We start from the raw sequence: 13,916 nt of genomic DNA on the forward strand, positions 1-13,916 counted from the left end.
AATGAACAACGTGAACAGTCTGCACGCCGCGCCAGACCTGCAAGACAAAGACGAATCCATCTTTCAGGCGCTGATGACCGCGATTGTCGAACATCAACTGCTGCCGGGAAGCAAATTGCCGGAAGAGGCGCTGGCGGAGGTCTTTGGCGTGAGTCGTACGGGCATCCGTAAGGTGCTGCAGCGACTCGCCGCTGTGCAAATGGTCACCTTAACGCCCAAACGTGGTGCACACGTTGCCAGCCCGACGGTCGAAGAGGCCCGGCAGATCTTCCGCACCCGCGCGCTACTGGAGGTCGCCAATCTACCGGACGTGCTGGCGCACTGTCAGCCGCCGCATCTGGCCGCGCTGGCGTCAATCATCCGTCAGGAGCAGCAGGCGCATGAGGCTTACGACGGCCCGGCGGCGATCCGCCACTCCGCAAATTTCCATATTCAGCTGCAGGCCATCTCCGGCAATCAGGTCCTGACGGAGATGGTGACCCGCCTGAGTCAGCGCTCCTCGTTGGTGATTGCCACCTGGGGTGCGCCGTGGCGTCAGGGGTGTCGCTGCAATGACCACGAACAGCTTGTGGAGCTGCTGCGTCAGAAAGCGCTGCAACCCCTCAGTGATGCCTTAATGCACCATTTTGAACACATCGTCGCCAGCCTCTGTTTCGAACGGGCAGGTGAATGCCTGCCCGATTTTGCCCGCCTGTTCGCCAGCCACAAGGAGTCGTAATGTCGTCTGTCCGTATACAAGTCATTAATCCCAATACCAGCCTCGCAATGACGGAAACCATCGGCGCGGCCGCCCGCGCGGTGGCTGCACCGGGCACGGAAATCCTCGCGGTCTGCCCCAGTGCGGGTGTGCCCTCAATCGAAGGCCATTTTGATGAAGCCATTGCCGCCGTGGGTGTCCTTGAGCAAGTCAAAAAAGGCAGAGAGCAGGGGGTGGAAGGGCACGTGATTGCCTGCTTTGGCGACCCAGGGCTGCTGGCCGCGCGCGAGCTGGCGCAAGGGCCGGTTGTCGGCATTGCCGAAGCCGCGATGCACATGGCCACGCTGGTGGCGACGCGCTTTTCCATCGTCACCACGCTGCCGCGCACGCTGATTATCGCCCGTCATCTGCTGCAGCAGTATGGCTTTCAGGATCATTGCGCGGCCCTGCACGCGATTGATCTCCCGGTGCTGGCGCTGGAAGACGGCAGCGGCCTGGCGCAGGAGAAGGTGCGCGCGCGCTGTATACAGGCCCTGAAAGAGGATGGCTGCGGCGCCATCGTGCTGGGCTGTGGCGGGATGGCAACGCTCGCCCAGGAGCTGACGCGCGAGCTGCACGTGCCGGTGATCGACGGCGTCAGTGCGGCGGTGAAGATGGTGGAATCGCTGGTGGCGCTGGGGCTGTCAACCAGCAAGCACGGGGATCTGGCCTTCCCGGAGAACAAACCCTTAAGCGGACATTTTCAGGCATTGAATCCATTTTAATTTTTGGGGGGTGGCAATGGGGCTTTTTGAAGAGGGTTATCCGCGGGATCTGCGTGGCTACGCAGGCAACCCGCCGCATGCGCAGTGGCCGAATCAGGCACGCATCGCCGTGCAGTTTGTGCTCAATTATGAAGAGGGGGCAGAAAACCACGTCCTGCACGGCGATGCCGGGTCGGAACAGTTTCTCTCGGACATCATTGGAGCGGCCAGCTATCCCGACAAACACATGTCCATGGACTCCCTGTACGAATACGGCAGCCGCGCCGGGTTCTGGCGAATTCATCATGAATTTCAGAAACGTGGCCTGCCGCTGACGGTCTTTGGCGTGGCGATGGCGCTGGCGCGTCACCCGGAGATTGTCGCGGCGATTAAGGCGGCGGATTACGACGTGGTCAGCCACGGCTGGCGCTGGATCCACTATCAGAACATGGATATCAACCAGGAGCGGGAACATCTGCACAAAGCGGTGCACGTGCTGACCGATCTGTTTGGCAAGCCGCCTACGGGCTGGTACACCGGGCGCGACAGCCCCAACACGCGCCAGCTGGTGGTCGAGCACGGCGGTTTTGACTACGACAGCGACTACTATGGCGACGACTTGCCCTTCTGGACGGAAGTGGCCTGCAGCGATGGCAGCCATAAACCGCACCTGATCGTGCCCTACACGCTGGACGCGAACGACATGCGCTTCGCCACCGCCCAGGGGTTTAATACCGCCGAGCAGTTTTATACTTATCTGAAAGACAGCTTTGACGTGCTGTATGAAGAGGGTGAAAGCGCGCCGAAGATGATGTCCATCGGCATGCACTGCCGCCTGCTGGGGCGTCCGGGCCGTTTTCGCGCGCTACAGCGGTTCCTTGATTATGTGCAGGAGCACGAGCGGGTGTGGGTTTGTACCCGCCAGCAGATTGCTGACCACTGGCGGGACGTGCATCCGTTTCAGAAATAGCGGTGTCGTATTGTGCCGGGTGTCGGCTGCGCCTTACCCGGCCTACAGCACCCGCAGGGTATACGGGACATTGCAGGCCCGGTAAGCGCAGCGCCACCGGGCAGGTTTTTCAGCGTTACACCATCACACTCACCTGTGCCGCAACAATGCGCCACCCGTAAGCAAACCGCACCCACGTCTGCTGCTGGCGGCCAATGCGTTCCGTCCCCTCGCGGGTAAATTCGGTGCTGCACACCGCGTAATCTTCTCCGAAGGTGGTGATCACGGTATTGCGCAACGTCCGCTGCAGCCCGGCGGAGGGGCGCGCCGCCCGAAAGGCGCGGATTTCATCAATGCCGTAGAGGTTTTCCCCCGCGCCCAGTCGCACCGTGTTTTTGTCGTGCCAGAACAACTCATCCAGCACCGCAATGTTGTTGCTCACCAGCGCATCTTCATAGCGATAAAACGCGGCCGTGACGTCCGCCATCACCCAGGGAAGGTTAATGTCGTCGTGATTCATCATTGTGCCATCTCCGCAGGACGGGCATCGGTTATCCCGCTCGCTTCCAGGACCCGCGCCACGCGCAGGCAGGCTTGTTCATTAAACGGTGCTGCGATGAGTTGCAGACCAATCGGTGCCCCCTGGGCGGTGCGTAGCGGAACGGTGGTGACGGGCAAACCCAGAAATGAAATCGGCTGCGTCAGCATCCCCATGCTGGCGCGCACCGGCAGTGGCTCGCCGTTAATCTCCATGGTCTGCTCGCCAATCGTCGTGGCGCTGCGCGGGGTTGCCGGGGCGATCAGCACGTCGGCCTGCTCAAACAGCGCTTTACAGGCCTGTCGGGCGTGGGCGCGAAAACGCTGGGCCTGAATATACCAGGCGGAAGGGATCATTGCCCCAGCCAGCAGGCGTTCGCGGGAGTGTGGTTCAAAACGCTCCGGTTCACGGCGAAGTGACGGCAGGTACTGGTTCCCCCCTTCGGAGGCGCTGATGATAAACGCGGCAGAGCGGGACAGCGCGGCTTCAGGGAACTGCAACTCCTCCTGGACGTCAAGAGCACGTGCCGCGCGCGCGACGGCTTCCCGGGCGTCGTCGTTACACCACGTGCTGAAATAGCCCCCGAGGACGGCGCAGCGCAAACCATCCAGACCGCGATCGAGCAAAGGCCGCGTCTGCTCGCGGGAGGACTCTGCCTGAAAAGGGTCGCTGGTGTCTCGCCCCTGTAGCGCATCGTACACGGACGCCAGATCGCACACCCGGCGGGCAAACGGCCCGATATGATCGAGACTGGCGACAAACGGGTGGCTGCCGGAGCGTGACAGGCGGCCAAAGGTCGGTTTTAAGCCATAAATTCCGCACAGGGACGCCGGGACGCGAATCGACCCGTTGGTGTCGGTACCCAGTGAAAAATGGACCAGCCCGGCGGCGACGGCGGCGGCAGAGCCACCGGAGGAGCCGCCTGCAATGCGCGTCAGATCGTGCGGATTACGCGTGGCGCCGTAGTGGCTGTTTTCCGTGGTAAAGCCGTAGGCATAGGCATCCATATTGACCATCCCGGACAACAGTCCTCCCGCGCTGCGTAGCTGGCGAACCGCAAAGCTGTCTGCGCTGGCAGCGGTTCGCTTGCTGAACAACTCGGCTCCGGCGAGGGTGGTGTGCCCGGCCACATCAAACAGGTTTTTTACCGCGTAAGGCACGCCCGCCAGCGGCGGCAGGGGGCGCTTTTCCCGGCGCAGGGTGTCGATATTTTCTGCCTCGGCCAGCATCCGCGCTTCGGTAACCGCCGTCCAGGCGTTGATCTGCGGGTTGATGCGCGCAATATCTTCCAGCGTCTGACGGGCGATCTCGCGGGCGCTTAACTCGCCTGCAGTCAGTGCCTGCTGGATCGCGCTGATACTCATCTCGTGTAGCCTCATGCTTTGTATACTCCTGCGATCTCCAGACGGTCATCAAGCGGCAGCGCCATCAGCGGGGCGGCCATGGCGGCAATGCGGCTAAACTGCTGCTGAAGCTCCGCGCGGCGGGCGTCATCCAGCTCAACGCCCAGCACGGCCTCCATCTGCGCCAGGTAGGCATGCCAGTCAGGTTGTTGTGTTGTCATGGTTTTCTCCTCAGTATCCGGCGGCGGCGCCGTTGCTGCGCGGGTCGAACGCGCCTTCAAACAGCCCGTTCGGGTGGCGGACAATCGCGCCCGCGTGGCCCATGGCTTCGCTAAAGTCCGGGAAGATCTCCACCTCGTGACCCAGCGCCTGCAGGCGTGCGATCGTTTCAGGGGAAAACCGACCTTCCACCTTTAAGGTGTCTGAGCTTTGTCCCCAGGTGCGCCCCAGCAGCCAGCGCGGACGGGAGATGCTCTCCTGCAGCGGCAGACCCTGCACCACATAGCGGGTAAAGAGCGTGGCCTGAGTTTGCGGCTGGCCGTCACCGCCCATGGAGCCGTAGACCATCACCCGTCCGTCGTTCAGACGCGCCGCGGCCGGGTTCAGGGTATGGAACGGCTGTTTGCCCGGCGCGAGAGCCAGAAGATGTGCGGGATCGAGGCTGAACGACGCCCCCCGGTTCTGCCAGACGATACCCGTATCCGGGAGCACCACCCCGCTGCCGAACTCGTGATAAATGCTCTGGATAAACGACACGGCCAGGCCGCTGTTATCCATCACCCCCATCCACACCGTATCGCCAGGGCCTTTGCCGGTGCCCCACGGCGCGGCATGGTTATCGTCAACCCGGTCGGCGAGCGCCTGAAGCGCCGCAGGATCCAGCAGGCTCTGGATATCGGTTTTCAGCTCGCGCGGGTCGGTGATGTGGGCATCGCGCAGGCCAAAGGCCAGTTTGGTGGCTTCCACAATGCGGTGCACTGTCCCGGCGTCGTCGGCATCGGCCATCGCCAGACGGTCGGTGATGCCGAGGATCGCCAGCGAGACCAGCCCCTGCGTCGGTGGGGCGAGGTTCCAGACCTCACCCTGCTGATGCGCTAATTTCAGCGGCGTGGTGCGCCGGGCGACATGCGCGTTCAAATCCGCCAGCGTAATGGGCAGGCCGAGCGTCTCCATCCCACGGGCCAGACGCGCCGCCAGCGGACCGCGATAAAAACTCTCCAGACCCTCTTCGGCAAGTTGCGTCAGCGTGGAGGCCAGCGCCGGTTGATAAAACCGGCTGCCGACCTCCGGTGGTTTGCCGTCTACCAGCCAGGTTTCTGCGAAGCCGGGCAGGTCTTTCAGTTCGTCGAATTTACTGGCGGTGGCAGTGGCCTGCGAGGCCGTGACCGGCGTGCCATTGCGGGCATAGTCAATGGCATCTGCCAGCAGGCGCGTCAGCGGCAGGGCGTTGCCCGTCAGCGCGTGTGAGACTTTAAGCGCCTCCGCCCAGCCACTGACGGTACCCGCCACGGTCAGCGCCGCACGGGGGCCGCGGTGGGGGATGTGCGCCAGATCGCCATAGGCGGCAAGCGTCGCCAGCGATCCCGCCGCGCCGCTGGCATCGATGGCAATCGGTTCGCCGCCGGGGGGCACGATAAGCCAGAAGCCATCGCCGCCCAGGCCATTCATATGGGGATAGACCACGGCAATGGTGGCCGCTGCCGCGACCATCGCTTCAATCGCGCTACCGCCATCGCGCAGCACAGACAGCGCGCTCTGGCTGGCAAGATGATGGGAGGCAACCGCCATTCCGTGTACGGAGACATTACTTTGCATGAACAGTCCTCATAACCCTGAAAGTCACAAGGCGCTGCAAAAGCTGTTCCAGGTATGAAAGAAAAGTTTCATGTCATCCCGGCTGATAAGCTGGCATGCTTAATGAATAGAGAGCGAGAGATGAAACAAACGTTACAGAGGCGTTATGGAACAGCTTGATGAACGACTGAAAGCACAATACGCGTCACTGTCGCCGCAGGAGCAGCGGGTGGCGGATTTTATTTTCGATCACTTCGACGACCTGATCAGCTACAACAGCGCCGAGCTGGCACAGCTGAGCGGGGTGTCGAAAGCCACGGTGAGCCGCCTGTTTAAGCGTCTGGGCTATGAGAAGTATAAGGACATGCGCGATGAGCTGCGTACCCTGCGCCAGAGCGGTATGCCGCTGACGGACAACCGCGACGCGGTGCAGGGCAATACGCTGCTGGCGCGTCACTATAAGCAGGAGATGGCTAACCTGACCCAGTGGGTGAATGCCCTGGATGCCCGGCAGTTTGCCGACGCGATGGCGTGCATGGTTAAGGCGAAGCGCATCGTCATTATAGGGATGCGTAATGCCTATCCCGCGGCGCTGCACCTGCGTCAGCAGCTATTGCAGGCGCGCGGGCAGGTGCTGGTGTTGCCGCAGCCCGGTCAGAGCCTGAACGAAGAGCTGGTGGATCTCACCCCTGACGATCTGGTGGTGATGATGGCCTTTCGTCGCCGACCGCGCATTATCCGCCCGCTGCTGCAGCAGCTTCAGAGCAGTGGTATTCCGGTGCTGCTGATGTGCGAGCCGCAGGCGCACAGCCTGTTTCCGCTGGCGAGCTGGCAGCTCTGCGCTCCGCTGGACAGCGTCTCAGCCTATGACAGCTACGCCTCGGTCAATAGCCTGATCAACCTGCTGGCAAACGCCTTCCTGCATGAAATCCTCGATAAAGGCCGTCCGCGCATTCATGAGATCGCCACCCTGTATCAGCACCTGGACGAGCTCGAACAACGATAATGGGGCATCGGTGTGGTGCTTTGCATTGAAATGGTGCAGTGAGGCGGGGCGAAAAAGAGACAGCTTTTTCGCCCCGCCTTTGTTTTATCAGGCTTTACAACAAAATCCCGCGTTTCGCTTTATCTGGCACATTAGTTGCAAAATCCAATTCAAAGAATCTTTTGTTTCATGTTAACGTTACGGGGAAGCACCATGAAAAAATTGTTGATTGCACTGGCCGGGGCCATCTGTCTGCTCACTAACCTGTCGGCAAAGGCGGACCAGCTTCAAAATATTGAAAAACGCGGCACCATTCGCATTGCCGTGCCGCAGGATTTCCCGCCGTTTGGCTCGGTCGGAACCGATCTGCAGCCGCAGGGCTATGACATCGATATGGCGCGTTATCTGGCCAAACAGATGAAGGTCAAGCTGCAACTGGTCCCGGTGACCAGCGCCAACCGCGTGCCGTATCTGCAAACCGACAAAGTTGACCTTGTCATTTCAAGCCTCGGTAAGAATGCGGAACGTGAAAAGGTGATCGATTTCAGCCGCGCCTATGCGCCGTTCTTCCTCGGGGTGTTTGGCCCGAAAGGCGCAGAGCTGAAAGATGCCGCCGCCCTGAGCGGTAAAACCATCGGCGTGACGCGTGGCGCGGTCGAGGACATGGTGCTGACCAGCCTGGCGCCGAAAGACGCAGACGTAAAACGCTATGAGGACAACAACACCACGCTGTCGGCGTATCTTTCCGGACAGGTGCAGTATGTGGCCACCGGCAACCTCGTGGTGGCGGCCATCTCACGCCAGAACGCGGAGAAAGCCCCGGTGCCGAGCTTTATGCTGAAAGATTCTCCGTGCTTTATCGGGCTGAAGAAAAATGAACCGGCGCTGAAGGCGAAAGTGGATGCACTGATTGAACAGGGTATTAAAGACGGCACCCTGAACGGCTTCTCTGAGCAGTGGCTCAAGGCGCCGCTGCCGGCAAGCCTTGGCGTGTAAGGCAATGACAGAGCAACTCCATTTCTCTGAGCTCTGGCCGCACTGGCCGGCGCTGCTGGCCGGGCTGTGGGTCACCATCCAATTGACGGTGATGGCGACCCTGGGCGGTCTGACGATTGGTATTTTCGGGGCGGCCATTCGCAGCGTGCGGGCGACATGGTTTAGCCGGATCTGGGGCGGTTACGTGGAGATTATCCGTAACACGCCGTTTGTGGTGCAGCTGTTTTTTATCGTCTTTGGCCTGCCCAATATGGGGCTGAAGATGACGGCGGGTGAGGCGGCACTGCTGGCGATGGTGATCAATCTGGGCGCGTACAGCACGGAGATTGTCCGGGCGGGCATTCAGGTAACACCCAAAGGGCAGTGGGAGGCCGGACGCGTGCTGGGGCTGACCCGCACCCAGACCTTCATTCGCGTGGTGTTACCGCCTGCGCTACAGCGTATTTATCCGGCGCTGGTGAGCCAGTGCATTATCGTGATGCTCGGCTCGTCGGTGGTGTCGCAGGTCTCGTATGAAGAGCTGACCTTTGCCGCCAACCTGATCCAGTCCAGAACGTTTCTGAGCTTTGAGGTTTATCTGGTGACAACCGGGATTTACTTAGCGCTGTCGATTACCCTGCGTCAGCTGATGATGGCGGCAGGACGCAAATGGCTGGGGGTACAGGCATGATGACCACCTTTACCGACTGGGACATTATTCGCAACCTGCTGCTGGCCGGGCGCTGGACGATACTGCTGTCGCTGGTGGCGTTTGTCGGCGGCGCGGTGGTGACCCTGCCGCTGCTGCTGCTGCGCCTCACCGGCGGACGACTGATCATGCGCCTGATCCGCGGCTATATCGAACTGTTTCAGGGTACACCGCTGCTGATGCAGCTATTTCTGGCGTTCTTCGGCGTGGCGCTGTTCGGCATCGATGTCTCGCCATGGACCGCCGCATCGCTGGCCCTCACGTTCTACACCAGCGCGTTTTTGCTTGATATCTGGTTTGGCAGCATTCGCGCGCTGCCCAAAGGGCAGTGGGAAGCGTCGCGCTGTCTGGGGCTGACCTTTGGCCAGACGCTTTATCGGGTGGTCGCGCCGCAGGCGTTGCGGATTGCGATTGCGCCGACGGTCGGTTTTGCCGTCCAGGTGATTAAGGGCACGGCGCTGGCGTCAATCATCGGCTTTATCGAGCTGACCAAAGCCGGGACGATGCTCACCAATGTCACTTATCAACCGTTTAAGGTCTTTGCGCTGGTGGCGCTGGGCTACTTCATTCTGTGTTATCCGCTGTCGCGTTACAGCCGTTATCTGGAGACTAAATTCAATGCCTCTCATCACCATTAATCAGGTGCAGAAGTACTACGGCGATAACCATGTCCTGAAGGGGGTCGATCTCGATATCGACATGGGCCAGGTGATTTCGATTATCGGGCGCAGCGGATCCGGCAAAAGCACCCTGCTGCGCTGCATCAACGGTCTGGAAGGGTATCAGGACGGCAGCATCAAGCTTGGCGGCATGACCATTACCGACCGGGATTCCCAGGCGCGTGAAATCAGCCGCTCGGTCGGGATGGTGTTCCAGAACTTTAACCTGTTCCCGCACATGACGGCGCTGGAAAACGTGATGCTCGCCCCGCGTCGGGTGCTGAAGAAAAGCGCCGCCGAATGCCGGGCGCTGGCGCAGCAGATGCTGGAGAAAGTCGGCCTCGGCGATCGTCTGGATTACTACCCGTCGAGTCTCTCCGGCGGCCAGCAGCAGCGCGTGGCAATTGCCCGTGCGCTGGCGATGTCGCCAAAAGTCTTACTTTGTGACGAGATCACCTCCGCGCTCGACCCGGAACTGGTGGGCGAAGTGCTTAAGGTGCTGGAGCAGCTGGCAGCAGAAGGGATGACCCTGATTCTCGTGACCCATGAAATGAATTTTGCCCGCGAAGTGGGCGACCGCGTGGTGTTTATGCACCAGGGGAAAGTCTGGGAGCAGGGCGACAGCAAAACGCTTTTCGCTAACCCGCAGACCACCGAACTGAAGCAGTTCATCTCCTCCGTGCGCGGCCTCAACTGATAAGGACTTAACAATGGATATCGCTCAATTTCCGCAACTTAATCCGCCGCAGCGTCTGCTGATGGGGCCGGGGCCGATCAACGCCGATCCGCGCGTGCTGCGCGCCATGTCGAGCCAGCTGATTGGTCAGTACGACCCGGCGATGACCCACTACATGAACGAAGTAATGGCGCTCTATCGCGGGGTGTTCCGCACCGAAAACCGCTGGACGATGCTGGTGGACGGCACCTCCCGCGCGGGCATTGAGGCGATTCTGGTGTCGGCCATTCGCCCGGGCGATAAAGTGCTGGTGCCAGTGTTTGGCCGCTTCGGCCATCTGCTGTGCGAAATCGCCCGCCGCTGCCGGGCGGAAGTGCATACCATCGAGGTGCCGTGGGGCGAGGTGTTTACCCCGGATCAGGTGGAGGATGCCATCAAACGTATTCGTCCCCGTCTGCTGCTGACCGTGCAGGGGGATACCTCCACCACCATGCTGCAGCCGCTGGCCGAGCTCGGCGCGATTTGCCGCCGTTATGACGTGCTGTTTTACACCGACGCCACCGCGTCGCTGGGGGGGAACGCGCTGGAAACCGATGCCTGGGGGCTGGATGCCGTCTCCGCTGGCATGCAGAAATGCCTTGGCGGCCCGTCCGGCACGTCACCGATCACCCTGAGCCCACGCATGGAAGAGGCGATCCGCCGCCGCAAATGCGTCGAGGAGGGGATCCGCACCGACGCCCATCGCGACGGCGACGAGGAGATGATCTACTCCAACTATTTCGATCTCGGCATGGTGATGGATTACTGGGGGCCGGAGCGGCTGAACCATCACACTGAAGCCACCACCGCGCTGTTTGGCGCCCGCGAATGCGCGCGGCTGATCCTCCAGGAAGGGCTGGACAACGGCATCGCCCGGCACAAGCTGCACGGCGATGCGCTGCTGAAAGGCATTCAGGCGATGGGGCTGGAGACCTTTGGCGATCTGAAGCACAAGATGAACAACGTGCTGGGCGTGGTGATCCCGCAGGGCGTTAACGGCGATCAGGTGCGTAAGCTGATGCTGGAAGATTTCGGTATCGAAATTGGCACCTCGTTTGGCCCGCTGCACGGCAAGGTATGGCGCATTGGCACCATGGGTTATAACGCCCGTAAAGACTGCGTAATGACCACCCTGAGCGCGCTGGAGTCGGTGCTGAACTACCTTAAATTTACCACCCCCCAGGGGGCGGCGATGCAGGCCGCGTGGGATCATTATCGCCGCGAGACGTCACAATGAGCCCGGCGGCAGAGCGGGTGATGGGCCGTGCCGATGCGCTGGCCGCCATCAGCGAAACCCCGGACGGCCTGACGCGGGTTTATCTTTCCACGCAGCATCTGCAGGCCAACCAGCTGGTCGGGCAGTGGATGAGCCAGGCGGGCATGACCGTCTGGCAGGATAGCGTCGGGAATATTTGCGGGCGCTATGAGGCGCAGCTGGAGGGCGCACCGGCGATACTGCTTGGCTCGCATCTGGATACCGTGCGCAATGCCGGGCGCTACGACGGCATGCTCGGCGTGCTCACCGCCATTGAAGTGGTGGACAGCCTGCATCAGCAGGGCGTGCGCCTGGCGCAGGCCATCGAGATTGTTGGCTTCTGCGACGAAGAGGGGACCCGCTTCGGCATCACGCTGTTAGGCAGTCGCGGCCTGACGGGCACCTGGCCGGAGAATTGGCTTGATACCTGTGATGCCAGTGGCATAAGCGTGGCGCAGGCGATGGTGCAGGCGGGGCTGGATCCCGCAAGGGTAGCGCTTGCCGCGCGACATCAGGACGATTTCAGCGCCTGTCTGGAGCTGCATATTGAACAGGGGCCGTGCCTGGAGCAGGAGGGGCTGGCACTGGGGGTGGTAGAAGCCATTAACGGCGCGCGGCGTCTGAACTGTCTCTTTACCGGCGAAGCCGGGCATGCCGGAACCGTGCCGATGGCTCACCGTAAAGATGCCCTGGCCGCAGCTGCCGAATGGATGGTGCAGGTTGAAAACACCACCCGACAGCGCGGCGGCAATCTGGTTGCCACGGTGGGGGCGTTACGCTGCCTGCCCGGCGCGGTCAATGTGATTCCCGGCGAGGTGGCGCTATCGCTGGATATTCGCGGCCCGCAGGATGCCCCGCTGGACGCACTGCTCACTGAACTGCTCATTCAGGCGGAAGAGATCGCAGCCCGACGTGGGCTCAGTTTCAGCGCCGAGGAGTTTTACCGGATCGCCGCCACGCCCTGCGATGCCAGACTGCAATCGCTGTTAGGGGAGGCTGTGACATCGGTTCAGGGCCGCACGCTATCGCTGCCGAGCGGTGCCGGGCACGACACCATTGCGCTGGCAGAACGCTGGCCGGTGGGGATGTTATTTGTGCGCTGCAAGGGGGGCATCAGCCACCATCCGGCGGAGTCGGTGATGGCTGAGGATGTTGCCATGGCGATTGAGGCGTTTGGGCGGGCGGTGAGGACGCTGGCTGACGGTGGCGCGCGTTAAGCCACCGAACGCACCGCATCTTCGATATCAGCGCTCACCCGTACATCCTGGTCATCAAAAACCATGCAGTGATGGTCGTCAAACGCCACGTCTATCTTCTGCCAGGGCGCGAACTTCACGTCGCCCGGCAGCAAGATCTTCACGTTGTCATGGCCATAGCATTGCCCAAACAGGTAAGTATTGTTTCCCAGTCGCTCCACCACTTCACAGTTAAATTCCAGCCGCGTGCCGCGGTAAAGGTCGGTGGTTAAATGTTCCGGGCGGATGCCCAGCGTGACCTGACTTTCCGGCTGCAGCGGTGTGGTGGTTATCGCGAGCGTGAGCGACTTCTGTTGCGATAGCCTGACGGTAAGCTTACCTGGCTGCCAGGCTTCAACGGTCGCCGGCAGAAAGTTCATCTTCGGAGAACCGATAAACCCGGCGACAAACTTATTTGCCGGTTTGTAATAGAGATCCATCGGGGCGCCCATCTGCTCAACCTTGCCATAGTTCATGACCACGATCTTGTCGGCCAGGGTCATCGCTTCGATCTGGTCGTGCGTGACGTACACCATGGTGGTTTTCAGCTCCTGATGCAGGCGGGCAAGGTGCAGACGCATCTCGACGCGCAGTTCGGCGTCCAGGTTAGAGAGCGGTTCATCAAACATAAAGACGCGCGGGTTACGCACGATGGCGCGGCCTATTGCCACGCGCTGGCGCTGCCCGCCCGAAAGCTGTTTAGGTTTGCGGTCCAGCAGATGGGAGAGCTGCAGCGTTTTTGCCACCATCTCCACCTGGTGACGGATCTGTTCTTTTGGGACCTTATTCACTTTCAGCCCGTATCCCATGTTTTCGGCGACCGTCATGTGCGGATAGAGCGCGTAGGACTGAAACACCATGGCCACGCCGCGGTGGGAAGGCGCGACGTCATTCATGACCTCATTACCGATTAAGACTTCACCTTCGCTAATCTCCTCCAGACCGGCAATCATGCGCAGCATGGTCGATTTACCGCAGCCGGAAGGGCCAACAAAGACGGCGAATTCCCCGTCTTCAATTTCAAGATTCACGTTGTGCAAGGTGACGGTGTCGCCAAAGCGCTTGGTGACATTCCTTAACTGTATGTTTGACATCAGTGTTCCCCGAGTAAACCGCTGCCTATGTTTTACGTATAACAATCAGGTTCAACATAGCTGGACGGTGCAATTTGTCTGTATTGACTATAACTTCCAGTATTCATGCGCCCTATACAGATTTTCCATTAATGTTATGACGATCACACAACTTACAGTTTTTTGTAGAGTTATCATGATGTGAAGGGTAGCGTATACCAAACCAAAGATATTTGATGTCATACG

At 60.6% G+C, this 13,916-nt stretch carries 14 protein-coding genes and 1 pseudogene; 10 read left to right on the top strand and 5 right to left on the bottom strand.

Features of this window, described 5'->3' with window-relative positions; genetic code table 11:
* The first annotated feature begins 1 nt into the window (after nucleotide 1).
* From ACOTZF_RS00870 to puuE, 3 genes and pseudogenes are all read left to right on the top strand, one after another.
* Nucleotides 2–718 carry a GntR family transcriptional regulator gene (locus tag ACOTZF_RS00870; RefSeq protein ID WP_013097231.1) on the top strand — a complete coding sequence of 239 codons (717 nt, stop codon included), beginning with the start codon at nucleotides 2–4 and terminating at the stop codon, nucleotides 716–718.
* Nucleotides 718–1,593, top strand: a pseudogene (gene hpxA / locus ACOTZF_RS00875) (allantoin racemase). The gene ACOTZF_RS00870 and the pseudogene hpxA overlap by 1 nt, the downstream one beginning before the upstream one ends.
* Nucleotides 1,511–2,410: an allantoinase PuuE gene (puuE, locus tag ACOTZF_RS00880; RefSeq protein ID WP_224787885.1), complete on the top strand. Its 900-nt coding sequence runs from the start codon at nucleotides 1,511–1,513 to the stop codon at nucleotides 2,408–2,410. Before hpxA ends, puuE begins: the two are co-directional and overlap by 83 nt.
* A 115-nt stretch (nucleotides 2,411–2,525) precedes the next feature.
* On the opposite strand, the gene hpxZ is transcribed toward puuE, so the two are convergent.
* From hpxZ to hpxW, 4 genes are read right to left on the bottom strand one after another with little or no spacing between them, the layout of a single operon-like run.
* Nucleotides 2,526–2,912, bottom strand: a complete 387-nt coding sequence (hpxZ, locus tag ACOTZF_RS00885) for an oxalurate catabolism protein HpxZ (RefSeq protein WP_047351978.1) — start codon at nucleotides 2,910–2,912, stop codon at nucleotides 2,526–2,528.
* The gene (locus ACOTZF_RS00890; RefSeq protein WP_129252597.1) at nucleotides 2,909–4,306 is read right to left on the bottom strand and encodes an AtzE family amidohydrolase; all 1,398 of its coding nucleotides are present in this window, start codon (nucleotides 4,304–4,306) and stop codon (nucleotides 2,909–2,911) included. The genes hpxZ and ACOTZF_RS00890 overlap by 4 nt, the downstream gene beginning before the upstream one ends.
* Nucleotides 4,303–4,491, bottom strand: a complete 189-nt coding sequence (gene hpxX, locus ACOTZF_RS00895; protein WP_045902785.1) for an oxalurate catabolism protein HpxX — start codon at nucleotides 4,489–4,491, stop codon at nucleotides 4,303–4,305. Before hpxX ends, ACOTZF_RS00890 begins: the two co-directional genes overlap by 4 nt.
* 10 nt (nucleotides 4,492–4,501) lie before the next feature.
* A complete protein-coding gene (hpxW, locus tag ACOTZF_RS00900) occupies nucleotides 4,502–6,085 on the bottom strand; it encodes an oxamate amidohydrolase (RefSeq protein WP_348563284.1) in 1,584 nt (527 codons plus the stop codon).
* Nucleotides 6,086–6,230: 145 nt separating this feature from the next.
* On the opposite strand from hpxW, the gene hpxU reads away from it, so the two are divergent.
* From hpxU to hpxK, 7 genes are all read left to right on the top strand, one after another.
* Nucleotides 6,231–7,070 (top strand): MurR/RpiR family transcriptional regulator HpxU, encoded by an 840-nt coding sequence (hpxU, locus tag ACOTZF_RS00905; RefSeq protein ID WP_421636040.1) that lies wholly within the window; start codon nucleotides 6,231–6,233, stop codon nucleotides 7,068–7,070.
* A 192-nt stretch (nucleotides 7,071–7,262) separates the two neighbouring features.
* Nucleotides 7,263–8,045, top strand: a complete 783-nt coding sequence (locus tag ACOTZF_RS00910) for a transporter substrate-binding domain-containing protein (protein ID WP_129252602.1) — start codon at nucleotides 7,263–7,265, stop codon at nucleotides 8,043–8,045.
* A 4-nt stretch (nucleotides 8,046–8,049) separates the two neighbouring features.
* Nucleotides 8,050–8,715 carry an amino acid ABC transporter permease gene (locus ACOTZF_RS00915; protein WP_038985547.1) on the top strand — a complete coding sequence of 222 codons (666 nt, stop codon included), beginning with the start codon at nucleotides 8,050–8,052 and terminating at the stop codon, nucleotides 8,713–8,715.
* On the top strand, nucleotides 8,715–9,371 hold the full coding sequence (locus tag ACOTZF_RS00920; protein WP_038985602.1) for an amino acid ABC transporter permease: 657 nt from the start codon (nucleotides 8,715–8,717) through the stop codon (nucleotides 9,369–9,371). The genes ACOTZF_RS00915 and ACOTZF_RS00920 overlap by 1 nt, the downstream gene beginning before the upstream one ends.
* Nucleotides 9,352–10,089, top strand: coding sequence for an amino acid ABC transporter ATP-binding protein (locus tag ACOTZF_RS00925; RefSeq protein WP_013097221.1), 738 nt, complete (start codon nucleotides 9,352–9,354; stop codon nucleotides 10,087–10,089). The genes ACOTZF_RS00920 and ACOTZF_RS00925 overlap by 20 nt, the downstream gene beginning before the upstream one ends.
* A 13-nt stretch (nucleotides 10,090–10,102) precedes the next feature.
* A complete protein-coding gene (locus ACOTZF_RS00930; protein WP_038419062.1) occupies nucleotides 10,103–11,344 on the top strand; it encodes a pyridoxal-phosphate-dependent aminotransferase family protein in 1,242 nt (413 codons plus the stop codon).
* Nucleotides 11,341–12,579: an allantoate amidohydrolase gene (gene hpxK, locus ACOTZF_RS00935; protein ID WP_129252604.1), complete on the top strand. Its 1,239-nt coding sequence runs from the start codon at nucleotides 11,341–11,343 to the stop codon at nucleotides 12,577–12,579. Before ACOTZF_RS00930 ends, hpxK begins: the two co-directional genes overlap by 4 nt.
* Here the strand turns inward: hpxK and ACOTZF_RS00940 are convergent.
* A complete protein-coding gene (locus ACOTZF_RS00940) occupies nucleotides 12,576–13,691 on the bottom strand; it encodes an ABC transporter ATP-binding protein (RefSeq protein ID WP_038985543.1) in 1,116 nt (371 codons plus the stop codon). The genes hpxK and ACOTZF_RS00940 overlap by 4 nt on opposite strands.
* Nucleotides 13,692–13,916: the final 225 nt, after the last annotated feature.

Source organism: Enterobacter cloacae complex sp. SHL021 (assembly GCF_049237765.1).
In the GTDB taxonomy this organism is placed as follows: domain Bacteria; phylum Pseudomonadota; class Gammaproteobacteria; order Enterobacterales; family Enterobacteriaceae; genus Enterobacter; species Enterobacter cloacae.

Excerpts from the sequence above, each read along its gene's own strand:
- ACOTZF_RS00890 (WP_129252597.1), bottom strand. The coding sequence starts at position 4,306 with ATGAGGCTACACGAGATGAGTATCAGCGCGATCCAGCAGGCACTGACT.
- ACOTZF_RS00870 (WP_013097231.1), top strand. The coding sequence starts at position 2 with ATGAACAACGTGAACAGTCTGCACGCCGCGCCAGACCTGCAAGACAAA.
- hpxZ (WP_047351978.1), bottom strand. The coding sequence starts at position 2,912 with ATGATGAATCACGACGACATTAACCTTCCCTGGGTGATGGCGGACGTC.
- hpxK (WP_129252604.1), top strand. The coding sequence starts at position 11,341 with ATGAGCCCGGCGGCAGAGCGGGTGATGGGCCGTGCCGATGCGCTGGCC.
- ACOTZF_RS00910 (WP_129252602.1), top strand. The coding sequence starts at position 7,263 with ATGAAAAAATTGTTGATTGCACTGGCCGGGGCCATCTGTCTGCTCACT.
- hpxU (WP_421636040.1), top strand. The coding sequence starts at position 6,231 with ATGGAACAGCTTGATGAACGACTGAAAGCACAATACGCGTCACTGTCG.
- ACOTZF_RS00925 (WP_013097221.1), top strand. The coding sequence starts at position 9,352 with ATGCCTCTCATCACCATTAATCAGGTGCAGAAGTACTACGGCGATAAC.
- ACOTZF_RS00915 (WP_038985547.1), top strand. The coding sequence starts at position 8,050 with ATGACAGAGCAACTCCATTTCTCTGAGCTCTGGCCGCACTGGCCGGCG.
- ACOTZF_RS00920 (WP_038985602.1), top strand. The coding sequence starts at position 8,715 with ATGACCACCTTTACCGACTGGGACATTATTCGCAACCTGCTGCTGGCC.
- ACOTZF_RS00940 (WP_038985543.1), bottom strand. The coding sequence starts at position 13,691 with ATGTCAAACATACAGTTAAGGAATGTCACCAAGCGCTTTGGCGACACC.
- hpxW (WP_348563284.1), bottom strand. The coding sequence starts at position 6,085 with ATGCAAAGTAATGTCTCCGTACACGGAATGGCGGTTGCCTCCCATCAT.
- hpxX (WP_045902785.1), bottom strand. The coding sequence starts at position 4,491 with ATGACAACACAACAACCTGACTGGCATGCCTACCTGGCGCAGATGGAG.
- ACOTZF_RS00930 (WP_038419062.1), top strand. The coding sequence starts at position 10,103 with ATGGATATCGCTCAATTTCCGCAACTTAATCCGCCGCAGCGTCTGCTG.